At 58.0% G+C, this 25,135-nt stretch carries 16 protein-coding genes; 7 read left to right on the forward strand and 9 right to left on the reverse strand.

Annotation, left to right across the window (positions count from 1 at the left end; all coding sequences use genetic code 11):
• The first annotated feature begins 193 nt into the window (after positions 1 to 193).
• Positions 194 to 6,172, forward strand: a complete 5,979-nt coding sequence (locus OXR61_RS11070; RefSeq protein WP_267412127.1) for an autotransporter outer membrane beta-barrel domain-containing protein — start codon at positions 194 to 196, stop codon at positions 6,170 to 6,172.
• A gap of 16 nt (positions 6,173 to 6,188) precedes the next feature.
• On the opposite strand, the gene ugpC is transcribed toward OXR61_RS11070, so the two are convergent.
• Genes ugpC through OXR61_RS11100 form a run of 6 tightly spaced genes read right to left on the reverse strand, consistent with a single transcriptional unit; the run spans position 6,189 to position 12,195 of the window.
• On the reverse strand, positions 6,189 to 7,256 hold the full coding sequence (ugpC, locus tag OXR61_RS11075) for a sn-glycerol-3-phosphate ABC transporter ATP-binding protein UgpC (RefSeq protein ID WP_021509078.1): 1,068 nt from the start codon (positions 7,254 to 7,256) through the stop codon (positions 6,189 to 6,191).
• A gap of 3 nt (positions 7,257 to 7,259) precedes the next feature.
• Entirely contained in the window at positions 7,260 to 8,084 is an 825-nt protein-coding gene (locus OXR61_RS11080; protein ID WP_021509079.1) for a carbohydrate ABC transporter permease, read from the reverse strand.
• A gap of 9 nt (positions 8,085 to 8,093) precedes the next feature.
• Positions 8,094 to 9,014, reverse strand: coding sequence for a sugar ABC transporter permease (locus OXR61_RS11085; RefSeq protein ID WP_021509080.1), 921 nt, complete (start codon positions 9,012 to 9,014; stop codon positions 8,094 to 8,096).
• A gap of 24 nt (positions 9,015 to 9,038) precedes the next feature.
• Positions 9,039 to 10,310, reverse strand: a complete 1,272-nt coding sequence (locus OXR61_RS11090) for a sugar ABC transporter substrate-binding protein (protein ID WP_021509081.1) — start codon at positions 10,308 to 10,310, stop codon at positions 9,039 to 9,041.
• A 21-nt stretch (positions 10,311 to 10,331) separates the two neighbouring features.
• Positions 10,332 to 11,498 carry a PLP-dependent transferase gene (locus OXR61_RS11095; protein WP_021509082.1) on the reverse strand — a complete coding sequence of 389 codons (1,167 nt, stop codon included), beginning with the start codon at positions 11,496 to 11,498 and terminating at the stop codon, positions 10,332 to 10,334.
• Positions 11,485 to 12,195 carry a FadR/GntR family transcriptional regulator gene (locus OXR61_RS11100; RefSeq protein ID WP_021509083.1) on the reverse strand — a complete coding sequence of 237 codons (711 nt, stop codon included), beginning with the start codon at positions 12,193 to 12,195 and terminating at the stop codon, positions 11,485 to 11,487. Before OXR61_RS11100 ends, OXR61_RS11095 begins: the two co-directional genes overlap by 14 nt.
• A 186-nt stretch (positions 12,196 to 12,381) precedes the next feature.
• Between OXR61_RS11100 and OXR61_RS11105 the strand changes: the two genes are divergently transcribed.
• From OXR61_RS11105 to OXR61_RS11120, 4 genes are all read left to right on the forward strand, one after another.
• Complete coding sequence (locus tag OXR61_RS11105) at positions 12,382 to 13,848, forward strand: VENN motif pre-toxin domain-containing protein (RefSeq protein ID WP_021509084.1); 1,467 nt, start codon at positions 12,382 to 12,384, stop codon at positions 13,846 to 13,848.
• Positions 13,845 to 14,207 (forward strand): immunity 8 family protein, encoded by a 363-nt coding sequence (locus OXR61_RS11110; protein WP_021313390.1) that lies wholly within the window; start codon positions 13,845 to 13,847, stop codon positions 14,205 to 14,207. The genes OXR61_RS11105 and OXR61_RS11110 overlap by 4 nt, the downstream gene beginning before the upstream one ends.
• Positions 14,208 to 14,728: 521 nt before the next feature.
• Complete coding sequence (locus OXR61_RS11115) at positions 14,729 to 16,708, forward strand: autotransporter domain-containing protein (protein WP_267412156.1); 1,980 nt, start codon at positions 14,729 to 14,731, stop codon at positions 16,706 to 16,708.
• 341 nt (positions 16,709 to 17,049) lie between these two features.
• Positions 17,050 to 18,909: a hypothetical protein gene (locus OXR61_RS11120; protein WP_021509086.1), complete on the forward strand. Its 1,860-nt coding sequence runs from the start codon at positions 17,050 to 17,052 to the stop codon at positions 18,907 to 18,909.
• On the opposite strand, the gene OXR61_RS11125 is transcribed toward OXR61_RS11120, so the two are convergent.
• Positions 18,906 to 20,240 carry a glycoside hydrolase family 10 protein gene (locus OXR61_RS11125; RefSeq protein ID WP_052022867.1) on the reverse strand — a complete coding sequence of 445 codons (1,335 nt, stop codon included), beginning with the start codon at positions 20,238 to 20,240 and terminating at the stop codon, positions 18,906 to 18,908. The two genes, OXR61_RS11120 and OXR61_RS11125, sit on opposite strands and share 4 nt — an antisense overlap.
• Positions 20,241 to 20,412: 172 nt before the next feature.
• Between OXR61_RS11125 and OXR61_RS11130 the strand changes: the two genes are divergently transcribed.
• Positions 20,413 to 20,733 carry a hypothetical protein gene (locus OXR61_RS11130; RefSeq protein ID WP_021312978.1) on the forward strand — a complete coding sequence of 107 codons (321 nt, stop codon included), beginning with the start codon at positions 20,413 to 20,415 and terminating at the stop codon, positions 20,731 to 20,733.
• A 31-nt stretch (positions 20,734 to 20,764) separates the two neighbouring features.
• On the opposite strand, the gene gabP is transcribed toward OXR61_RS11130, so the two are convergent.
• On the reverse strand, positions 20,765 to 22,168 hold the full coding sequence (gene gabP, locus OXR61_RS11135) for a GABA permease (protein ID WP_223815692.1): 1,404 nt from the start codon (positions 22,166 to 22,168) through the stop codon (positions 20,765 to 20,767).
• Positions 22,169 to 22,266: 98 nt separating this feature from the next.
• Positions 22,267 to 23,520 (reverse strand): 4-aminobutyrate--2-oxoglutarate transaminase, encoded by a 1,254-nt coding sequence (gene gabT, locus OXR61_RS11140; RefSeq protein WP_021509089.1) that lies wholly within the window; start codon positions 23,518 to 23,520, stop codon positions 22,267 to 22,269.
• Between the two features lie 109 nt (positions 23,521 to 23,629).
• Between gabT and OXR61_RS11145 the strand changes: the two genes are divergently transcribed.
• A complete protein-coding gene (locus OXR61_RS11145; RefSeq protein WP_031280012.1) occupies positions 23,630 to 25,123 on the forward strand; it encodes a PLP-dependent aminotransferase family protein in 1,494 nt (497 codons plus the stop codon).
• Positions 25,124 to 25,135: the final 12 nt, after the last annotated feature.

Below are 25,135 nucleotides of genomic sequence, written 5' to 3' on the forward strand. Positions count from 1 at the left end.
CGCAATTCCTAAAGCTTATCGCCGTCATCACAATTCCTTAAGTCAAACTGGACGTTTTAACCTGATCGCGGTAATACTCATTTCAACGGATTTCCAGCCGTAAGCTATTACGACAATATATTTCGCTTCGCTATTTCCCCGCACTGCGCATTCGCTGTGCGGCATTTGTCTTTTCTCTGGTGAGGAAAATAGTGTGTTTAAATTAAATCCCTTGTTACTGAGCCTGCTTGCTGCGCAGGGCTTAATGCTGTCTGCCACACCGGTATCGGCGGTGGTATTAAACCCTTTCACTCCCGAACGTAACGACAATAAAGTTGGCGCTTATTGCTTATGTAATGGTTCCACCCAGACGCTGAGCGGCGTGCCGCGCTTTACCGCTGGAGAAAGTGGCATGAGCAGCGTCACGCTGGGTGAACTACAAAAGATTGGGCGTATTATTAATGACAATTTAATCGGCGAGCCCCGCCTGCAACTCGGCGCACAAAATTACGCTATTGGTATTCCGGATGAAGAAACAGGCAGTTATCGTGTCTATCAGGTTTATAATAGTGCGGAAATGATTGCGCCAGCGGAAATTAATGGCGCTACTGTAGTGCCAGATTATTATGATGTGAACGATAAACAATATATTGATGCGCGCGTGGCGACAGTCACCAATGGCCGGTTAAATATCAATATTGGTCAGCAAGGCGCAACCGCTAACGCCAGCACCAATCGCTGGTCAATGGCGGCCAAACAGAGTCAGTTATTTGCCAGCAGTAATAACGGCCAGATTAACTGGGACAGTAATAACCGCATCCGCTTTACCGCCGCCACGCCGCCGTACGGTGGCGATCGGCTGGCATTTGATGCCGGAGGTGTGGTGACCTACGCCGGTCTGTTTGATGTCATGCTTAAGGATGGCAGCAGCAACGCCTATTACGTCAGTAACCTCAATGAATTGCGTAACTATAACGACTGGCTGATTGACCAGATTAGCGGCGGCAACCTGAGCCCGGAAAGTTATAACGCCGCGCTGAACCGGGCGTTCAGCCTGCGCGACGGTCGTGTGGTTTACCGCATGAGCACCGGTAATTACGATGATGAAGTGGCTGCCGCACTCGGCGATCAGGTGGTGCTGAGTGCCGATGGCGCGAAAGCCAGTGTGAAAATCAATCGCGGCAAAACGCTGGAAGTGGCCAACAGCGCCAGCGCCGTGATGCGCGCCAGCAACGGTGCAACGGCGATTATCGCCGGAAAACTGGCGACCAGTAACGCGCTCTCATCCGAAGCGGGCGCGCTGGAGCTGGTCAGCGGCGCGCGCGGTATCAATAATGGCGTCATCAACAGTGGCTTTTTTAATGCCGCCAATGGGCGCGGCGTGGCAGAAGACTCTCTCGGCTATGCGGGCACGGCGGTGTCAGCGATTTATGACAGCGACTTCCGCAATAACGGCGTGCTCAATGTGCATATCGGTGATGCGCCGTGGGGCACCGCCGGCTTATTCCTCGGCAGCAGCAGTGCGGTCAACCACGGCAATATTAACATCGGCATTCACGATGTGGCGAACGGCTCCTCAGCAGCGGCGGTGAGTTTCAGCGGCGAGGGCAGCTTCGTCAACGCGCGCGATGGCACGATTTATCTCGGCCGCACACCGCAAAATCATAAGGGCGACGTCACGCAGGATGTCGCGGTCAGCCTCGGCGGTGGCATCAGCGCCATTTCCGGCCTGCTCGACTCGCGTGCCATCAATGATGGCCGTATTGTTATCGGCTCAAAAGTCGAGAACGCCGTTGGCATGCGCATCGAGGCCGGGCCCAACGCGGTGTCACTGAATAACGGTGTTATCAACGTCAACGGTATGGCGCAGGCGCTACCGCGCGAAAATATCGCCATGCTGGCGATTGATTCCGGCAGCGGCGGCCAGGTGGGCAACCGCGGTACCCTCAATCTGAATGGCTATAACAGCACCGGCCTGAAAGTGATCGCCACGGCGGGCAATCAGGCGCACGCCTTCTCCAGCGGGGCGATCAACGTGGCGGGTGACGCCGACCGCTTTGGCGGCACCAACAATACGGCGGTGTGGGTAACTGGCGAACCGGGCGGTCACGCCAGTGCAGATATCACCGGCCCAATCCGGCTCAGCGGTAAAGCGGGCATTGGGATTCGTGCTGAAGGCCAGGCAACGGTCAACGTTAGCGCCCGCGCCATTCCCACCTCCAGCGGCAGCGACAGTATGCTGGATAGCGGACAGATCAGTTTCTACCGTATCGGCCCGGATGCGCGCATTAATCTGCCGGCCAACGGCCGCTACAGCGCCTCCGTGTGGAACGGCACGATTTTTCGCGTCGAGCAGGGCGCGGATTTTGACGGGCGCGGCCTGACCCTGTCGATGAATAGCCCGTTTGCGACCGGTGTGTACGGCAGCGGTGCCGGCACCGACATTGATACCCACGGCGCGACGCTGAACATCGCCAGCTTTGCCAGCGGACTGACTATCACTGATGGCGCCCGCGCCACCATTGATGCCGCAACGCGTATTCACCTCAACGGGTCTGATGCGCGCGTCGCCATCGCTGACGGTAATCGCTATACGCTGCAGGGTAACGTTGTTAACCCTAATACGCAGTTCGATCCGAACACTTTACTGATCAATCAGGCAGCGATAGACGGCCGCGCCAATAATCAGCAGCCGTTTACCGTAATGAATCATGCGCGGCTGGTGAATCGCGGCGCGATCTCCCTGCGGGGGGAAGGCGTAACGGGTATCTACGCGCAGTATGGCGCCACGGTCGACAACCGCGGCGATATCAACATTTTGCGTAATGGCCGGGCGCTGTTCGCCGATGGCTATCCGGGCGCCGGCGACGGCAAAACCCTGACGGAGATTAACAATAGCGGCACGCTTAATCTCTACAGCGGTCAGAGCACCCAGCAAACCACCACCTTCGGTGCGGTCTCGTATCACCAACTGGGGCGGATTAACCAGAACGGTACGATTAATCTGTACGGCGATAACGTGGTCGGCGCGAAAGCCTTTGCCGGCGGTCGTATTACGCTGGGCGCGAACAGCCGTGTGGTGTTCCACGATGCACAGCAGATCGGCTATCAGGCTTTTGATCCCGGCTCACGCCTGATCGTCAACGGCAGCCCGGTTGATGTCAGCAGTCGCAACTCGACGTTGTATGAAATCCGCAACGGCGCGTGGCTGTACAACCAGGGCTTTGGCAACGTCACGCTGAGCGGCAGGGACAGCACCGGCATCGTAGTCAGCGGGACGGATGCGCTGGTATCCAGCACCGATGTTTATCAGGTCACCGGTAAGGGTGCCACCGTGCTGCGCGCCAGCGATCGCGCGCAGGGGATTATTACCAGCCTAATCGCGCTGAACGGCAAAAACACCCTCGGCGCGCAGGCGACAGGCGATGGCACCGAGGTCTACGCCGCCTCACTTATCACTGGCACCGGGCGCAACGCCACGGCGTTTGATGTCAGCGGCGACGCGCGCCTGTTTAATCAGCAGCAGGGCGTAGTGGATTTGCGTGGCCGCAACAGTACCGGGGCCCGGGTGCACGATGGCGGTAACTTTATCAACCGCGGCACGGTTAGCGTCGCCAGCGGCACCGGCGTGGATGTCAGCAGCGGTTATGGCCAGTATGTACCGGTCGACAGTACCTTACGTGTGAATGACGGCACCGCCGCGCTGCGCGTGGGCTCCGGCGGCGCGATGAAAATTTACGGCGACGGGCAGGGGGCCAGCACGCTGGCGGCTTACGGCAAAGCCGATGGTTTGCTGCTCGACAGCGGTGCGCAGCGCTTTGAAGCCAACGACATCATCATCGGTGCTTACGGCAGCGGCACTGCGCTGAACAATCGCGCCGGCATCAGTGATATTTCGCTGAGTAATGTGCGCTTCGAGGCCAATGGTGGCACCGGCATTCGCTCTGCCACCTCATTCGATCCGGCGGGCAGCGCGCAGATTCACGTCGGCGCAGGCGGTACCGGCTATCGCTTTGAAAACGCAGATGGATCGACCACGGGCAACGATTTAGTGATTGGGCGCGACTACCGTATTGAAGTTAATGGCCGCGGCACCGGCGTGCGTGCCAACACCCGTGGACGGGTGATCGCTCAGGGCCTGATTGATATCCGCGATGCCGATGGCGGTTCGGCGATTGTCACCCGCAGCGCCAGCCAGGTGATCAACAAGGGCACCATCCGTTCACAAAGCCGCGTCGCACCGCTTATTGATCTGCGCGGCGGCGAGACGGTGTTTATCAACCAGGGCACGCTGGTTGCGCCGTACGCCGATCAGGTGGTAGTGGCGGGCGGCGCGACCCGTGATGTGGTGGCACTGCTGGCGGGCAAAGTCACGGGCGAAGTGAACACCGGCAACGGCAGCGATACGCTGCTGGTTACGGGCGGCACGCTGGATGGCGGCCTGAGTATGGGTGACGGCAGCGCGAATCAGGCGACGGTGCAGGCTATCAGCCTGAACCAGACCCGTCATATCACCAGCGGCGGCGCGGATAGCACGCTGAACCTCAGCCAGCTCACTGCGCGCGGCGGTTCGTTCCGGCAGGACGACCTTACCAAAGGCACCAACCTCGGCGCGGGCTGGAGCACGCTGAACTTCATCGATACGCAGTGGACGCTGAGCGACAACATTAAACTGGCGCACAGCACCATTAATATCGATGCCGGGTCCACGCTGTTCGCCGGCGATGGCGTCAACGCGCGGCTGCAGGGGGCCAGCAATGATTCGCTGGTGGTGAATAATGCCGGCACGCTCGACCTGACCAACGGTGGCAACGTGGCCGCGAATACCCTGACCATCGACGGCAATCTGGCCTCTGCGCAGGGCCGTCTGAAGCTCAATTCGACAGCCACCCACAGCGACGTGCTGCGTGTTAACGGTAACGCCAGCGGCACCACCTGGGTAGATGACCGCCTGCAGGGCGGCGGGCTGCTGGACAGCAATCGCGACAATGTCATCGCGGCCAGCGAAGGCGTCTCGCTGGTGCAGGTGACCAGCAGCGCCAGCGCCGACAGCTTCAGGCTGAGCAATGGCTATGTGGCAGCCGGGCCGTGGCAGTATGGTCTGTACAGCTTTGCACCGGGCAGCAGCGCAGGCGGCAACGTAAGGGACTATCGTCTGGCAAACAATTTCATCTGCAGCGATGGCTCGCTGTGCCAGCCGCAGGCGGGCAGTGCGGTTAAGGCGGTGCGTCCGGCGGTTACGCCGCAGGTGCCGTCCTGGATCTCCGCACCGGTCGGGCTGGCGTACTACTCGCTGGCAGTCACTGACGATCTGCATAAGCGTCTCGGCGAACTGCGCCAGCAGCCGGCGGACAGCGCAGAGATGTTTATCCGCTACCTCGGTTCGGATTTGCAGTATCGAAGCAATCGCGGGCTGGACGCCTGGGGTTATGATTTCGACCTCAACTACAGCGCCGTCCAGCTCGGCGGCAATTTGCTGCGCGCCGATGGCGCTGAAGATAGCGTACGTGGCGGCGTCGCCTATACGCGCGGCAACACGCGCATTCGCCCGCATGCCGCTGACGGTTACAGCTCCACCAGCTTTGATAGCGATACGTTGTCACTTTATGGCACCTGGCTGCGCAGCAGTGGCTGGTATGTGGATGGTTCGCTGAGCTGGAGCGACTACCGTGGCGAAACCGACATTGCGCGGCAGAAAGCGGTCGCCAAACCCAAAGGGCACGGCTGGACGGCGTCAGTCGAGTCTGGCTATCCGCTGATGCTGGCGGGTGATGTGCGCCTGGAACCGCAGGCACAGGTTAGCTGGCTGCGTATGAACATGGACAGTTTTACCGATGCTGACGGCGCGCGCGTCTCTTATAACGATTACGATCAAACCATTGGCCGGCTCGGCGCGCGTGTGGCGCGCAGCTGGCAGGACAGCAGTCAGAACCAGTACACGCCGTATCTGCGCGCTAACTACTATCGCGGCTGGGGCGGTACGGCGCAGGTCAGGGTCGGCACCAGCGACAGCGACCTGAGCCAGAGCTTCAGCAGCGGCAAATTTGGCCAGATGTGGGACGTCGGCCTCGGCGGCACGGCGACCCTTATCAACAACGTGGCGCTGTATGCCGAGGCGGATTACCGCAAAGAGATTGCCGGCAACGGCGTCAAAGGCTGGCGCTACAATGCCGGGGTGCGCTGGTCGTTTTGATCGCTTAAACGTGCAATTACAGGCGGCGCTGTGATGCGGCGTCGAACAGCATCGCACGTTCGCTGTCGAGCGTGACCGGCAAAATATCACCGGCGCGCGCGCCGGAACGCTGGGTGGTAAACAGCATCACCGGGTGGCCAAACAGTGAACCGTGAATCAGTTCGGACAGGCCGGTCGGCTCCACCAGCGACACTTCAAGGGGCAGCGCATGCTGCTCACCCGGCTGCGCCAGGCTGATGTTTTCCGGACGGATGCCGTAAATGACGTCACGGCCAGCGGCCTGTGCCGCCCAGTGCGTATTCAGGGGCAACTGAGCGCTGTCGCTGATACGCACGCCGCTGGGGGTCATCACGCCGTTGATAAAATTCATCGACGGTGAACCGATAAAACTGGCGACGAACTTATTGGCCGGTGTGTCGTACAGCTCCAGTGGTGTGCCCACCTGCTGAATGACGCCGTGGTTGAGCACCACGATGCGGTCAGCCAGCGTCATGGCCTCAACCTGATCGTGGGTAACATAAACGATGGTGTTGTGCATTTGCTGATGCAGCTTTTTGATCTCCACGCGCATCTGGCCGCGCAGTTGCGCATCGAGGTTGGAAAGTGGCTCATCAAACAGAAACACCTGCGGCTGACGCACAATGGCGCGGCCCATCGCCACGCGCTGCCGTTGTCCACCCGACAGCTCTTTTGGCCGGCGATCAAGCAGGTGTGTCAGGCTGAGAATCTCCGCCGCTCGCCGGACTTTCTCCTCAATCTCAGCACGCGGTCGTTTCTGAATTTCAAGGCTGAAGCCCATGTTGCGCGCGACTGTCAGATGCGGATAGAGCGCGTAGCTCTGGAACACCATCGAAATATCGCGGTCTTTCGGCGCCACCTCGTTCATCAGCTGACTGCCGATATGGATATTACCGCCCGTCGCTAACTCCAGGCCGGCAATGGTGCGCAGCAGGGTGGATTTACCACAGCCGGACGGGCCGACCAGCACCACGAACTCACCATCTTTAATGGTCAGATTGATGTCGCGCAGAACCTCAACGTTGCCATAGCGCTTTTCAATTTGCGCCAGCGTAATTTCAGCCATTATTTACCCCTTAACCGCACCGGCGGTGAGTCCCTGAACCAGGTAGCGTTGAATGAAAGCGAAGAACAGACAGGCTGGAATTAATGCCAGCACGGCGGCAGCCATCATTTCGCCCCACGAAACGGCGAATTTGGAGACGAAACTGAGCAGCCCGACCGGAAAGGTCATGACTTCGTTTTTGTTGATCAGCATCAGTGAGAACAGCAACTCACTCCACGCGGCGGTGAAAACAAAGCCGAGCGTCGCTGCCATGCCGGGCAGCGTCAGCGGCATCAGCACGCGGTACAGCGCCTGAAAGCGGGTGCAGCCTTCCAGCATGGCGGACTCTTCGAGATCTTTCGGGATGGCATCAAAAAATGACTGCATCAGGAAGGTGGCGAACGGAACATTGAAGGCGCTGTAAATCAGAATCAGCCCCAGCAGACTATTCGTCAGTCCCAGCGGGGCCATCACCCGGTAAATCGGCGCAATGATCATCACCAGCGGAAACATCTGCGTAAACAGCAGCAGGGCCGCCATCACCATCTTGCCGCGAAACTGAAAGCGGGAAAAGGCATAGCCGGCAGCCGCGGCAATCAAGGTTGTCAGCGCGGCAGTGCTGCAGGAGACAATGAGACTGTTAATAAAAAACGTGGGGAAATCACTGTCGGTCAATACCTTCGCAAAGTGGCTCAGGGTGAAACCGCCAGGTAACAGCGTCACGCCCTGACTGAACAGTAACCTGTCCGGCGTGACGGCAATTTTAATGATCCAGTACAACGGAAACAGCGCAAACAGCAAATAGGCGGCGATGCTGAGACGATGACCGATCAACGGTAACAGGCGCATGTGGACTCCTTACTTGAGTAACTGATGGCGGATGCGCAGCAGTACCAGCGCATAGCAGGTCATCAGCAGTAACAGACACACCGCCATCGCCGAGGCATAACCAAAATCCAGTTTGCGATAAGCGGTGGTGAAGATGTAACTGGAAAGAATCGAGGTTGAACCGGCCGGACCGCCGTCGGTCATCACCACGATCAAATCGGCAAAGTTAGCGATCCAGATGGTACGCAGCATCACGGTAATGGCGATCATCGGGGCGAGAAACGGCAGGGTGACACGGCGAAACTGCTGCCAGCCGCTGGCACCGTCAATGGCTGCTGCTTCATACAAATCTTTGGGAATCGACTGCAGTGCCGCCAGTAAAGTGATGGCAAAAAACGGGATGCCAAACCAGACGTTAGCAATCACCGCCCCCCACATCGCCAGTTGCGGATCGGAAAGAATATTGTAAGGTTCACTGAGAATGCCCACGTCGCTGAGCCACTGTGGCAGCGGACCCACAACCGGGTTGAGCAGCCAGGACCAGGTCAGGCCGGAAAGAAACGCCGGCACCGCCCACGGTAAAAACACCAGCGCCTGCACCCAGCGGCGAAAGCGAAACTCGCGGTTAAGCAGCAGCGCCAGCGCGAGGCCGAAAAAGAACTGCAGCAGTAGCGAACTCAGCGTCCAGTTAAGGGTATGGCCGAGCGCGCGAAAGAAGCGGCGATCGTCGAGCATCTGCGCAAAGTTCGCCCAGCCAACCCAGCCGCTCTCCAGCGGATTGAGCAGGTTCATGCTCTGAAAAGCGTAAGAAATGCCGATCGCCATCGGCACGAAGATGAACAGGGCGATCAGCAACAGGCCCGGTGACAGATACCACCATGGCTCAGCAAGCCGGGTCCAGCGCCAGCGGCGGCGCGCCGGGCTGGCAGGAAGAGAGATCTCAGGCATCATTTCAGGGCTCCGGTTTACGCGGGATTACTGGCTGGCGAGCCAGGCTTTTTGCTCTTTACTCAGATAGCTGGCCCAGTCCTGCACCATATCTTTGGTGTCGTTTTCGCCCAGTAACGTCTCCTGGCTGCTCTCTTTCACGATCACTGAATTGAAATAGCCCCAGCCTTTGAGGTGGGTCGGCATGGTGAGCGGCACATAATTTGGATCGTTCAGCTCCTTAAACCAGCCGGCAAACTGCGGCGTCTGATAGAACGGGTCCTGTTCCGCACCTTTATAGATGGGTAGGGTGCCGACAAACTTCGCCCACGCCAGGTTGTTGGTTTTATTACTGAGGAAGGTAATCAGCGGCCAGGCGACATCGTTTTGTTTACCCTGTTTGAACATCGCCCAGCCGGTATAGCCGATGGTCGGGAAGGCTTTACCGGACGGTCCGACCGGCATGGGCGCCACAGCAAAATCCTCAGCCGCCATGCTATTTTTAATCGCGATCAGCGCGTCCGGATCCTGATCGAGCATGGCGCATTTGCCGGAATAAAAGCCCGAGACAATCTCGTTAAAGCCCCAGTTCACGCTGTCTTTAGGCGCGCCACCTTGCTGATACAAATCGACCAGCAGTTGTGCCCCCTTTATCGCCCCCGGCTGGGTTAAAGTACTGTTGCCGTCTTTATCAAAGAAGGCAGGCGAACCGTTCATCGCCGCCATAAACATCATCCACGCATTGGTTCCCCCGACACCGCCGCGCATACAGTAGCCGCTGATGCCGTTACCTGACTGACTAATACGCTTCGCATCACGGGCAAACTCGTCCATTGTTTTCGGCGGCTCACTCAGTCCTGCCTGCTTAAACAGCTTTTTATTCCAGAACAGTGCTCGCAGGTAAAAACCGTACGGTACCATGGTGGCTTTGCCGTTCGCGGCCCGCGCCATTGCCAGCGTTTTGTCCGTCAGCTGGGCGCTTTCAGGCCAGCTTTTCAGGCGGGGTTCAAGATCCTCCAGCATATTGTTGCTGGCGTATAAGCCTTGCCAGGTATCGGGCATCTCCACCACATCCGGAACCTGTCCGCTCTGTAACATGGTGCCCAGTTTTTCAAATGCCTGACCCCACGGCAGCGAAATCAGCTCAATCTCGGTACCGGGATGCTGCGTCTTGTATTCGTCGAGCATTTTTTGCAGAAGCGCGGTACGTGGCGGGCTGGTAATAACTTCCACCACGGTGAGTTTGGCGGCGAGGCTGCAAAAGGCGCTGCCTAAACCCACGGCGAGTACCAGGGCTTTCAGGGCGAAACGTGTTGTCATGGCTGGTTCTCCGGAGCGTGATTAACGGTGAGTGGCGGCAGCAAGTGCCTGATTCAGATCGGTCCAAAGATCGTCGGTCTCTTCGAGGCCAACAGAGATACGGATCAGGCGCGGCGAGACACCAAAATCCTGGGCTGAATTAAATTCACTGGCCTGATTAATGACCGAAATCGCCGGCATGACCAGGCTCTCGAAACCTCCCCAGCTGACGCCCATGTGGAACAGTTGCAGGGCGTTGCAGAATTGCGGTATGTCGACCTGTTCGGTCACGGCAAAGGAAAACAGCCCGCTGTAACCGCGCAGCGTGGACCATGCAGGGGGATTGAGCCCGGGGTGGCAAACCGCGCTGACCTGCGGATGGTCGCGCAGCTTTTCCGCCAGCTGCAGGGCGCTTTGCTGATGTTGCTTCATGCGCAACGGCAGCGTGCGCAGGCCACGCATCAGCAAAGACGCTTCGTTTGCAGACAGTTTGCCGCCAAGGAACGGACTAATGTGACGGGCAATGTTGTTGATGTGCTGGTGGCTGGCAATCACCAGGCCGGCCACCACATCGCTGTGGCCGCTGATGTACTTCGAGGCGGAGTGCACCACGATGTCGATACCATACAGCAGCGGCTGCTGGAAAATGGGCGAAGCCCAGCTGTTATCAATCAACGTGACGACGCCCGCATCGCGCGCCAGCGTGGCCAGCTGCCGCAGGTTCTGTTCACTCATCACCCAGCTGGAGGGACTTTCCAGATAGAGCAGGCTGGCGCCGGACAGCGCGGCGGCCACCGCCGCTTCATCGTCGCCATCAACAAACTGCGTCGTGATGCCGAAACGCTGACAAAAGCCGCGCAAAAAGCGGTAAGTATCGGGATAGACATGATTGACGCAGACCACTTTCGCGCCTGGCTGAACCACACTCAAAATCGCGTTGCTGATGGCGGCCATGCCGCTGGCAAAGGCGAGGCAGGCGTCACCGCCTTCCAGCGCGGCGACTTTATCCTGTAGCGCTTTGACCGTCGGGTTATCAACGCGGGAATAGAGCGGCTGGTCGCTCTCGCCGCGAAAGCGGGCGATCATGCTGTCGTAATCGCTGAAGGTAAACAGCGAAGACTGATAAATCGGTGGCGTTACGGCGCCCTGTTCATGGCGCTGGTCGTGGGTCAGCAGTGTCTGTTGCGCAATAGGTTTAGCGTTTGGCATGGATCACGTCCTTCATGTCGCGTTCGGTAATATCAAGAATCTGGTGGCAGAGGGCGCGCGCGGCCTGGCTGTCGCGGGCGCGGATGGCGTTAAACAGTTCACGGTGCAGGGGAAACGAGTCTGAAAACAGTGCCTGCTCCGGCGGGGATTCGAAAAAGGCGTGCAGCGTGTCGTAGACGCCGTTAAGCATCTGCAACAGCAGCGGATTACCGGCGGCGCGGTAGATGCTGGTGTGGAAAGCCCAATCCTCCGGCCCGGCGGAACCGATAGCCAGGTGCACACGCTCCATCTCTTCCAGCCGCCGTTCGATTTCCAGCAGGTCGTCGGCGCTGGCGCGCTGCGCGGCCAGCACGCAGGATTCGGACTCAATGATGCGGCGCACTTCCAGCGCATGAAGCATGTTGGCGGAGTCGTTTTTAAAGCGCAGAGAGAGAAAGCTGTCATGCAGACCGACTTCTGCCTGCAGAAAAGTGCCGCTGCCTTTTTTGCGCACAATGATGCCGAGTGCTTCCCAGCGCTTGAGCGCCTCGCGCACCGTATTACGGCTGACGCCCAGTTTCTCCGCCAGCTCGCGCTCCGGCGGCAGGCGACTGCCCGGCTGCGCGCCGGCATGCGCCATGTAGCGCGTGAGCGCATCAAGAATCAGCGTATCGCTGCGCGTCGGAATAATGGGATGGAGTTCAGCCGGGTCATGCATCGCTTTGCCTTAATTGGTCCAACATCTCTACCAAAGGCTTAGCAACCCGCATGCCAGAATCATGGAGCTTTGATTCAGCAGGAGATTTGATGCCGTAATAAGTGCAGATTATGAGATCTGCTGGTGCAAAAACCGCCAGGGTGCACCGTGGTGTGGCGGTACTCAGCCGTTGCCCAGGGAACGATAGTGGTGCGCGACCAGGCAAATCAGCAGCAGGATGTTGCTGCACTTAGCCGCGACACCGAGCACGCTAATGACAGCATCAGCCCGATTTTCGACAAAGAGAAGGAGCAGAAACGCCTGCAGACGGCTCAGCTGATCGGTGAACCAGGCAGCCAGGTTGCTGATATCGCCCGGACGCAGGGGCAGATTGAGGCGACGGAAGCAGGTAAGAAGGAACTGGCAAAAAACAACATAAACCAGCCGGATGCCGACGCTCCTGCGGCTGAAAAGAAAGCGTATCAGGAAGCGCTGGAAAACAGCAGTGATTATAAGAAGGCCATGGCACTCTGGGGCACCGGCAGCGATACTCAGAAGGGGATTCAGGCGGCGACTGCGGCGATTCAGGGTTTGGCGGGTGGCAATCTGGCGCAGCCAGCCAGCGGCGCAGCGGCACCGTATCTGGCCGAGCAGATACACAAATATACCGCCGACAATCAGGCCGCAAAAGCGATGGCTCATGCAGTGGTAGGTGCGGTAACATCGTGGGCGGCAGGCAACAGCGCGGCAGCAGGCGCGGCCGGTGCGGTCAGCGGAGAGCTGATGGGTCAGTTGATCATGCATTCGATGTATCCGGGTAAACAGGTCAGTGACCTGAAGGAGTCGGATAAGCAGATCATCAGTGCACTGAGTACCCTGGCTGCAGGTCTGGCAGGCGGCGTGACCGGCGGCAGTAGCGCCAGTGCGCTGGCTGGCGCTCAGGCAGGGAAGAATGCGGTTGAGAATAATGCGCTGGGTGCAATGGCTGGCTCAGACCTTGGGTTCTGGCTGGGTAAAACACCAGAGTGTGATACAGCGTGTAAGGCCGGGATAGCCAAAGGGGTTGCAGAGGGTAACCTTGTTGTCTCTGCTGGCGTAAGTGCTGTGGCAGGAGGGGCAACGATTGTTGCCGCCACTCCTGAAATTGCTGCTCTCGCTAAGGCTGCACTGGAAGGATGTAAAGTAGCTCCAAGGATATGCCTGAATAATGCTGGTTTGCAGGTTGCTGAAGCTGTGACACCAGGGGGCGTAGGTGTTGCTGGCGCCATCGGGGTTGGTAAGACAGCGGTAGAAGCGATGGCAGCGAAGGCTGAAGCTGTAGCAGCTAATACGGCGAAAAATAGTCAATTAGCTAGTAATTCCAAAACATTAAATATTGCAGAACAAATTGGGATGTTACGTGATGCAGCTAAAGGAAATAAAGGAAACTTTGGCTTAGGAAATGCAACAACTAATGAAGCCAATATATTAGGAGAAGCATGGGTGGGGCCGGGTTACAGAATATCCAAAGATGGAACATCATGGGTAAGTGCTGATGGCTTAAGAGTCTATCGGCCACCTTCAGCTAAACCAAATAGTACAAAAGCTACAACAGGAATTCAGGCTAATTTCGAGCAAAAAGTAGCGCGTGGAGAGCCGCCGATTAGTAATGGCCATTTGGATATAATTAAATGAAAGCTTTATTAAAAGAATTACGTTCATTAGATATAGAAGATGATTTGCTCTTCTATTGGCCAGACGACCCAGAAGTTTTTGGGAGTTGGGTTAGGGCGATGATTGGCCCTGATAATGAAGAAGGAGCTGAGTATTTCGACATGTTAATTTGTACTCCTAAATGGTTAGCCCTGGAGGCTGAAAAAAAAGACGTTTTTTGGGGGAAAGGGATGATCATCATTAATGAGTATAATTACGATAAAATTTTAGCCTTTATAAAAAAACAGATCGCTGATTGTCATGCAGATGATTGGCCCGAGATTGCTCAAAAGCTCAGCCGTTTTAGTTTTTGGCAATATGAGGACTATCAGCCTTATTAGAGTGAATCCCGGTCATTGCACCGGGATTTGTACATAGCCTGCCAGCCGGATGATTATCTGCCCCGGTTGTGCGATCACTTGCCTCCGCTTCGTATTCGAAAGCCATCACTTCCGGAAGTTGCCTGATAACTTTTTGTTGCGCCTGTGTCACGTCGCAAATTGCCTAAAACTGCAACCCCGGTTGGCATCCGGGAGCAGCTTGATATCAATAAGATCAGTGAGTTATATGGATACCTGAGATCTGCGCATTATACTGGCTTCAGTCAACGCCGCCGCTTCGTCACTCAAAGCACCGTTCCTCACGCTGCGATTATCAGCCCGCAATCCCTGACGTGCCGATCCACCCCGCAAATTTCCGCTCTCTGCCTGGTAAAGGCGCGCCTGCCTGACTACACCTTAAGCATCCTTGTTATCACTGTCCTTTCCGCTGTTTAAGCGGTTTTCACCCTGCGCCAAGGCATCCTGCCGCGCTGGCACCTTAAGCGGTCAGACATGATTTCTGACCTGATTCGGAGTGAATGATGAAAAGTCGCAACCTGACGCGATCGGCGGTCGCGTTTGCCACATTGAGTTGCCTGTATGTGCCGTTCAACGCTCTGGCGTGGGATAACCTGACGGTATTCGGCGATAGCCTGAGCGATGGCGGTAATGTCGGGCGTTTTACTTATGATGGCGCCCAGCATCCGCTGTATGACGAGATTCTTGCTGCACAGCTCGGACAAACGCTGCAGCCGTCGTCGCGCGGTGGCAGCAACTATGCACAGGGCGGCGGCGTTACCGTGCCGGCGCTGGATGCCAGCCTCAATACGCAAGACCAGCTGGCTGCTTATCTGCAATCCACCGGCGGCCGCGCAGATAGCAACGGACTGTACATTCACTGGGTGGGCGCTAACGATATCGCGGCGGCGGTGACCAATCCGCTTACCGCGCGCGAGACCATCAGCAACAGCGCCAGCGCGGCGGTGTCGCAAATCAAAACCCTGCTGGATGCCGGTGCGGGGGCGGTAATCGTGCCAAACGTGCCGCAGCTTGGCTCCACGCCTTTCATGGTGCAGGCGGTGCTGAGTGTGCTGGGCCCGGCGGCGCAGTCGGCGATGGTCGCGGCGTTTGCCTCGCTGGACAGCCATGCCACGCCCGACGTGGCTGCGCGCCAGCAGGCGGTGCGCGACGCATTCGATCAGGCCGCCGCACAGGTATCGACCATCCCGGCGCTGCGTGCCGCGCTGGCGCAGCAGCTGTTTTCGGCCTGGCAGGTGCTCAGCGAGCAGGTGACGGCCCTCTCCGATGGCTATAACCAGCAGGAAGAGGCCGGGCTGGTGGCGCTGAATGGCAACATTGTGCGTGCCGACATCGCCGGCCTGTTCAACGAGGTAATTGCCAATCCGCAACGCTATGGCCTGAGCAATACGCTGGGGATGGCCTGTCCGGTCGGCACCTCTGCCGCCGAATGCACCTCATCAACGCCCGGTTTCAGCAACGCGCAGGCCTATCTGTTTGCCGACCGGCTGCATCCCAGCCCGGCGGTACATGCCATGATCGCCGACTACATTCAATCGATCCTCGACGCACCTGCGCAGGTGGCGGCACTGGCACGGGCGCCGCTGATGCTGTCGCGGGATATGCAGAACACCCTCGACGGCCATTTACAGCAGCAGCGTCAGCAGCCGGCCAGCGCCGGTCAGGTCAGCGTGTTCGGCGGCTATGCCGGTCAGCATATTGACTATCGCGGCGACAGCCTGCTTAACGGCGACGCTGATACTGGCAGCCTGACGCTGGGATTAGGCTATCAGTTCACGGATAACTGGCAGGCGGGTCTGCTGTTGTCCAGCACCGCGCAGCACCAGCATCCTTCGGCGCACTATGATTACAAGCTGCGCGGCAATTTGCTGGCGCTGTATAGCCAGCTGACGCTGCTGGAGCAGGGCTGGATCAATGCGAATGTGCACTATGCCGATCTCGATTTTGACAGCATCGAACGTCGCATCAATATCGGCCCGGCAACGCGCACCGAACAGGGCAGCAGCAGCGGAAAAATGCTCGGGCTACGGGTGCAAACCGGCTGGGATCTGCCAATAGGCGAACACCTTTCCACCGGCCCGGTTGCCAGCTACGCACTGGATTATGTGCGGGCAGGGGGCTACAGCGAAAACGGCGACAGCAGCACCGCCATGCGCTTTTCCGATCAAACCCTGCATTCGCAAATCGGCGCGCTTGGCTGGCGTATCGACAGCAAACTGTGGCCGGTGAATCCGTGGGCGCAGCTCAGTTATAACCACCAGTTTGGCGATACGCAGAACACGGTGCGCGCCGGGCTGAAGTCAACGCAGACCGGGTTTGTACGCAGCGTCAGCGCCGGTGATAAAAACTGGCTGGATATGTCGCTGGGGGCCAGCGTGCCGCTGGGTGAAACGGTCAACGCCTTTGCCGGGGTTTCAGCGATCGGCGGCAACAGCGCCTATCATCAGCTGAGCTGGAATATTGGCCTGAACGCGACATTTTGACGGCGACGCGCCAGTCGGAAAGTTTCACTGGCGCGTTATCTCGCGTAAAAATTTAAACTGATGATCGCGGGAAATATTTCGATAATTCAAGCCATTCTTCTTCGTAAGTCAAATTAATCAGAACGTTCGTACCGGCGATTACCACAATTATTCTGCGATAAATCTGTAAAACGTAATTTTGTCGCTTCGCTTTCCTTCCGGAATCATATCGTTATTCTCTCTCGCCACATCACGCCGCTGAAAAGCTCCCGTATAAGCTGGTACAGGTCAATATATTAATTTTCAATCACTTATACTGCTGATGCTCTGTCGTATTACGTTAATAATTTATGGGGAACACCATGGCGAATACATCTGGCACCACCAGCACTACCACACCATCTGCCACCGGGACGGTGATTCAATTACATACCATTGACGATTTACGTAAACAGGAACCTGTTTCGATTGGCGAAATTGCGTCGGTGCTGGAATACAGCCGTGGCAGTCGGATGGGCGGCGGCGTGTTTGTCTACGATGCCACCGACAACAGCACGCCCGATGACGGCGGGCTGAATTTTGTGACGTCCGGTAAAAAGCGCTGGAAAAGAGTAGTCCTTGATTACAGCGCGGTCACGGTGGTGGATTTTGGCGCGATAGCCGATGGCACCACCGATTGTATTGATGCGGTGATCCGCATGTTTAAATGGTCGCAGCGTGTTTTACCCTCCGCGGGCATTCGCTTTACCGCCGGTGAGTTCAGCCTGTCCGGCTTTGATTTAGCGGAAGTGCTGGGCAGCGACAGAGAGATTAACCGCTTTAAAATTTCCGGCGCGCCGGTCAACTTCGGTTATTTCCCCACCACCACGCTGAAATTTAACTGGGGACCGAAACCGCGCAAAACCCATTTCTTCAGCGTGCGCGCACGCTATGTGGAAATTTCCGGTTTTGTGGTGAAAGGCATGAGTTCTGACAGCGGCGAAGACGGCGGCACGGCGTTTAATAATGTCGGCTTCTTTACCAACAGTATTATCGGTGGCCAGTTTCTGCGCGTCAGCAGTATGGAGTTTCGCTACCTCGGCGGGCGGGCGCTGGAACTGATTGATACGCTGGACTGTAAAATCGACCAGTTTTATTCACGTGGCTGTCAGGGCAGTATTGTCTATGCGCGCTGGTCCGATCGGGAAAAAGGCGCCTGGGATCATTCGACCGCGATTGAACTCTCCAACTTTAATTTGCAGCGCAGCACCAGACAGCCGGTATTCGATCTGCCGCGCTGTACGCAATCGTTTATTCGTAATGGCTGGATCGAGCACTCCGAATTCGCCGGCGATCTCACCAATGGTCAGTGGACCATTGAAGGGCTGGTGATTGAATCGACGCAAAATCCCATGAAAATGGGCTATTGCCGCGCGATGATTATCCAGAAAAGCGTGCACCGCGACAGCGCGGGCTTTGACTTCAGCAAAGAGGGCATTGAGCCCTGGACGCTGCTGGCGGAGGGCGATCGTGGCGTGATGGAGATTTCCGATCTTGGCGCGATCATTCAGGGATCGCTGAGTTATGACTTCACTACCTCGCAGCATCACATGGATAACCGTGGCAAAGACGCGAAATGGTTTTACGTCGGCGAATTTAATTTTTCCGACGCCACCTCACAAATTCACGTTCGCATTCTCGGCAGCGCGCAGTATGTTTCCCAGTCGGAAACGCAAACCGATTACAGCTACCGGACACCGGAAGGCGTGGCGCATATTTATCTGCAGGCGCGCAACGACGATAACACCATTGGCAGCTGGCACAGCGAAGGCTCCTCACCCGTAATTAAGGTGCATATTGAGGGCAAAGGCGCACACACCAAACTGTACGTTAAAATTCCGGCCTATACCGGCTTCTCAATTGCGCTGGTGGAAACCAACGGGCGCGATCGCTATCAGTCCGGTCAGTGTTTTATTTTCCGCAAAAGTTTTACCGCCTGCAGTGCGGAAGAAGCCACGGCACTGGATAACCAGCCGGTCGTCGCCTTTGAGCAGCACTGGGTGGGCAATAAAGATGTCGGCTTTGGTTACAACAATAATAAGGAACTGCTGCTGCGTGGGCCGTTTTTTGAACGGCAGGAGCAGGATGCCGTGGGGAAGTGGATCACCCGCCGTTTTCTGAAAGTCCGCGTGAACGGCGTGCCGCGCAGTATTGAATTACTCGATCCGGATAACCCGCGCTAACGCTTCAGACCAGCAGTATTCCTCTGCTGGCCTGAATCAATCTTTCCCCAGCGCTGACGTAAATAATCGACTGCCTGCTGCGTCTGCGGCTGATTAAGATAATCTTCGCGAAACAGAATGGTGCCGTCGATGTGCGGCAGCGATTCATTCAGATCGAGCTGTTTTTTCAGTTCGGGAACGCCGCCCTGAACCGTCCAGTCCGGCTCACTTTTTGAAGCTTCACCCACCTTATACAGCGCCACGCCGATGTACAGCCGGGTGTGGGTTGGCTGTACCACATTGGCCCACCAGCGCGCCAGGACGTCATAGCGCGCAGCCTGGCGGGCAAACGGCCAGTAGAGCTGCGGCGCGATGTAATCCAGCAGGCCAAGCTGCACCCAGCGGCGCGTGTCGGCATAGGCTTCATCATAAGCCGCCGCACCGCGCGTATCGGAGCCGGCCGCATCGTGCGACAGATTACGCCATACGCCCGCCGGGCTGACGCCGAACTCAACGCCAGGCTTGAGCTGTTTAATCGTGTGGGAAACCTGTTCGATCAGCAGCTGGGTATTGTGCCGCCGCCAGTCGGCTTTGCTGGCAAAGCCCGCGCCGTACTGGCGGAAGGTGGCGCTGTCATTGAGCGGCGATGCCGCGGTTTCGGTGTAGAAATAGTCATCGAACTGAACGCCATCAATGGCGTAGTTTGACACCACTTCCGCCACGATGCTGGTGATCCAGTCGCGCGCCGCCGGAATGCCCGGATCGAGCACGAAGCGGTCGCTGGCGGTGCGGATCCAGTCGCGATGCAGCACAAACACGCTGGCCGGCTGCAGCTGGAGCGTGTTGTTTAACGCCGTCACGGTCGCAGGTTTGGTATTGGTCGACACGCGGTAAGGATTGAACCACGCATGCACCTTCATGCCGCGTTTGTGCGCCTCGTCGAGGATAAATTGCAGCGGATCGTAACCCGGATCCTGCCCGATGTTGCCGGTCAGGGTATCGGACCATGGCAGGATGCGCGAACGCCACAGCGCGGTGCCATCGGGCTTCACCTGGAAAAACACCGTGTTGATCCCCAGGCTGTGCAGCTTATCCAGTTTGGCCGTCAGCGCCTGCTGCTGCTGGCGAATACGCAGCGCCGGGCTGGCTGTGACGGAGGATATCGGCGGCCAGTCGAGGCGCGACACCGTAGTGAGCCAGACGCCGCGCACTGGTTCAGTCTGCGCTGCGGGTTTAGCCGGAACAGGAGGTTTAGTCGGCGACGGAAACGGGGTGACCAGCGATTTTGGCGGCTCCGAGGCGCAGCTGGCCAGCAACAGCACGGCAGACAGCAGACGGGCGACGCGTTTAATGTGGGTAACAGAGAGGTAACGCGCTGAACAGGCTATGATAAACTCCGTTTCTTGTAGTCCGTTATTCGCAGGCGTTCATTCTCTGATCCTCAGACATAATGTCAATACATTGGCTAAGATGAATGCCGCCGCGGCGCTGTCGCGCGTCCCGCATCTTACAGGAGTTCTCACTATGCAATACGAAGACCTTTATCGCCGCATTGGCCAGATCATTTTCAGCTGTGGCCCCGACGGCGCGCAGGTGCTGGTGGTGCAGGCGGAGCTGTTTGCCGATGAGGAGGGCGGGCAGTTTCAGTTTAACTACCTTGATGAAAACGGCGAACCGGACTGGTTCGAGCCGGACGCGCGCGCGATTGGCGATCTCAGTGCCGCGCTGAAAGACTTTCAGCAATACTTTATCGAACATGAGATGACTGAAGGGCAGCCGGTGTGGACGCACTGCACCGTGACGATTAACGTGGCGGAAGAGTCAATCAGTATTGATGTGCAGTAACGGCGGGCTTCCGTGCCCGTTAAGGCGAGCGTTACGAACGCAGCGCTACCATCTCCTCGCTGTTTTTACGCGCCGCGCGCTTGCGGTGCACTATCTGGCTGGCAACCAGCACCAGCAGCGTCAACAGCCCGGTGGCGATAATTTCTGAACGATGCTGTGCATTGAACAGCATTGACGTCAGTACGCCAACAATGAACACCATGGTGGCCCACGTCAGACCCGGGAACAGCCACATGCGATAGCTGAGCTGCTCGCCGCGCGCCTCGCGCTTTTTCCGCAGCACCAGATGCGAAGCGGCAATGACCAGATAAACCAGTAGCGCAATGGCGCCGGAGCTGGCCAGCAGGAACTCAAACACCGCGCTCGGCGCCAGATAGTTGGCGATCACCGCCAGAAATGCTGCGGCGGTAGACATCAGCACTGCGACCCACGGCGTGCCGCTGCGCGTGGTGCGCGAGGCCGCTGCTGGCGCATCCTGACGACGCGACAGGGAATAGAGCATGCGCGACGCGGTATAAAGCGCAGAATTAAGACAGCTGCATACCGCGATCAGCACCACCACATCGACAATCTGCCGGGCATACGGCACGTTCATCATCTCCATCGCCGTCTGGTAAGACCCGGCTTTCATCAGCGACGGCGTGTTCCAGGGCACCAGCGCCACCACCAGAAAGATCGACAGCAGATAAAACAGCGCAATACGCCAGATCACCGAGTTGGTGGCGTGGGTAATTTGCTTGCGCGGTTCGTTAGATTCGGCGGCGGCAATAGTGACGATTTCCGTGCCCATGAAAGAGAACATGGTGGTGAGAATGGCGGCGAGCACGGCACTGATACCGTTAGGCATGAAACCGTGGGTGTCGTACAGATGTGAAATACCCTGCGTGCTGCTGCCGGGCAGCAGGCCAAACAGCGCCAGGCTGCCGGCACAAAGAAAGGCGACGATAGCCACCACTTTCAGCAGCGCGAACCAGAACTCAAACTCACCGTAGTTTTTCACGCTGAACAGGTTGCTGATGGTCAGGAAGCTGGTGATCGCCAGCGTGTATTCCCACACCGCCACCTGCGGGAACCAGCCGTGCAGAATGGTGCCGGCGGCGTTGGCCTCCAGCGGGATCACCAGTACCCAGAACCACCAGTAAAGCCAGCCGATGGTAAAGCCGGCCCAGCGGCCAAGAGACTTGTCGGCGTAAGTGGAGAAGGAACCGGAGTCCGGTGAGGCGACCGCCATCTCCGCCAGCATGCGCATAATAAGCACCACCAGCGCGCCGGCGGCGATATAGGCCAGAAGCACCGCCGGTCCGGCTTCGGCAATCGCATGGCCGGAACCGACAAACAGCCCGGCGCCAATCACTCCGGCAATCGACAGCATGCGCACGTGGCGGGGTTTCAGGCTTTGAGCCAGTACATCGGCATTCTGAGCAGTCATCAATATCTCTCCAGATCGTCTCTCAGGCAGGGCAGACCCCGCCTGTTATGCAGGTGAAACTTGCCTGCACGCGGCAGGCAAGCGATCGGACAATGGGTGGAACGCTAAGGCTGGCTGAGCAGGCTGTCGAGAATATCCAGCGCCTGACGGAACTGGGCATCCGGAATGGTGAGCGGATAGAGGAAGCGGATCACGTTACCCTGCGGGCCACAGGTGAGCAGCAGCAGACCGCGTGCCATCGCCTGTTGCTGCAGCGCCTGCGCCTGCTGCGCACTGGCAAACTCCACGGCTACCATTGAGCCCAGCGCACGCACGTCGGTAATCGACGCGTTAGCGCGGCGCGCGCGGTGCAGCAGTTCGCTCAGCGTCGCGCCCAGTTCGCTGGCGCGCTGGCACAGCTGTTCTTCGTCGATGACATCCAGCACCGCATGCGCGGCGGCAATCGACAGCGGATTGCCGGCGTAGGTACCGCCCAGCCCGCCCGGACCGGGCGCATCCATGATGTCAGCACGACCGCTCACCGCCGACAGCGGCATGCCGCCCGCCAGGCTTTTCGCCATGGTGATAAGATCGGGCTGCACGCTGTAGTGTTCCATGGCGAACAGCTTGCCGGTGCGGGCAAATCCGCTCTGTACCTCATCGGCAATCAGCAGAATGCCGTGCTCATCGGCCAGCGCGCGCAGCTGCGTAAGAAACTCTGCCGGCGCGATGTGGAAACCGCCTTCGCCCTGCACCGGTTCCAGTACGATGGCGGCCACATCCTGCGGCGCGATGTCGTGGCTGAACAGGTCGTGCAGGCTGGCGATAGCGTCCTCAACGCTGATGCCGGTGACCGCGTTAGGGTAGCGGGCGTGAAACACCGAGGCCGGCATCGGGCCAAAATCGCGCTTGTAAGGTGCCACTTTGCCGGTCATCGCCATGGTCATGAAGGTGCGGCCGTGAAAGGCGTTACCGAAGGTGATGATGCCGTGCCGACGGGTAGCGGCGCGCGCCACTTTAACCGCATTCTCTACCGCTTCAGCGCCGGTGGTGAAAAAAGCGGTTTTGGCTTTACCGGCAATTGGCACCCGCTGATTGATGCGTTCCGCCAGCGCCACATAGCTCTCATACGGCGTGACCTGGAACGCGGTATGGGTGAATTTTGCTAACTGATCGGCAATGGCCTGCACGATACGCGGATGACGGTGGCCGGTGTTGAGCACCGCGATGCCGCCAGCGAAATCAATCCAGCTATTGCCCTCAACGTCACGCAGCGTGGCGTTTTCGGCCTGATCGACATACCACTGACAAAGATTACCGGTGCCGCGCGGCAGCGCGTCATCTTTGCGTTGTTGCAACTGGTTGTTTTTACCTTCCATAACCTTTCCTTAGCGATAAGCGTCTTTACAAATCACGACAAACACGTTTATTTATGCCTGCACTGAGCGCGGTTGCCAGAGCCAATTTCACTGAGAAGGATGGAGCCAATTGCGGAGTTTGTACGCCGATCATGTATTGGAACGACTACAGTTTGTCGCGGAAGGCACGCTGCAGCAGCGCCTGCTGCACTGCATGCAGGCGGCGATTGTAGAGGGCATTTTCCCACGCGGCTCACGCCTGCCAGCGACGCGTGATTTAGCGCGCGAGCTGGCGGTGTCGCGTAATACGGTGCTCAACGTCTATGAAAATCTGGTCGCGCAGGGATATGTCAGCGCGCGCACCGGCAGCGGCACCTGGATTGCAGAAAACCTGCCGGAAGGGTGCCTGAACAGCGTGCCGGCGCTGCCGCTCAGTGAACCCCTGATGAGTAAACCGGCGGCGATTTCAAAACGCGGCGCCACGCTGCTCGGTCACGCCAATGCCTCGCCTTATCAGTGGGGTGCGTTTGTGCCCGGCGCGCCGGATGTGCGTGAGTTTCCGCATAAGTTGTTTAGCCAGATTCAGTCGCGGCTGAATCGCGAACCCGACATCGAGCGGCTGATTTACAGCAGTAACGGCGGCTGTCCGCAGCTGCGCCAGGCGCTGGCTGAGTATCTCAGCGTGGCGCGCTCGGTGCGTGCCGACGCCGATCAAATCATCATTACTGAAGGCATTCATCAGGCGGTGGATCTGGTGACGCGCGTGCTGTGCGACGCGGGCGATCCGGTGTGGATCGAGGAGCCAGGCTACTGGGGCACACGCAACCTGTTACGCATTAACGGACTAAAAATTCAGGCCAAAGCGGTGGATGAACAGGGCATTATCCCGGAGCTGGCACCGCGCAGCAAAGCGCCGAAGATGATTTTTGTGACACCGTCACACCAGTATCCGCTGGGTGTGCATCTCAGTCTGGAGCGGCGCAGGCAACTGCTCGACCTGGCGCGCAAACACAAAAGCTGGCTGGTGGAAGATGACTATGACAGCGAATTTCGCTTCGCCGGCCAGCCATTTCCCTCGCTGCAGGGCTTTGAGCCGGATGCGCCAGTGATCTACATGGGCACTTTCAGTAAAACGCTCTATCCCGCGCTGCGTCTCGGCTATCTGGTGGTACCAAAAGCGCTGGCGCAGCCGCTGCGCGTGGCGGCGGCCGAACTCTATCGCGGCGGGCATCTGCTGGTGCAGCGCGCGCTGGCGGAATTCATCCAGAAAGGCCACTACATGACGCACATCCGGCGCATGCGCAAACTCTATAGTCAGCGCCGGCGCTTTATGATGACGCTGATTGAGCGCTACCTGGGCGCGGCCTTTATGCCGGTGGTCAATCATGAAGCCGGGCTGCATCTGGTGCTGAATCTGCCTCCGGGCTGCGATGATGTGGCGATTGCCGCGCTGGCGCTGCGACGCGGCGTGAAGGTGCGGCCGCTGTCGCAATACTATATGCATCCGCAGGAGCGACGCGGTCTGCTGCTCGGTTACGCCTGCGTGGATGAGCGCCAGTGTCAGGATGCGTTTGGTGTGCTCAAAGCCTGCCTGGTGGAAGCGGGCATCGCCGGGCGGGGATAGCCCCGGCGTGTG

Origin of the sequence: Pantoea sp. GM_Pan_4 (genome assembly GCF_026541005.1) — a bacterium.
In the GTDB taxonomy this organism is placed as follows: Bacteria; Pseudomonadota; Gammaproteobacteria; order Enterobacterales; family Enterobacteriaceae; genus Pantoea; species Pantoea dispersa.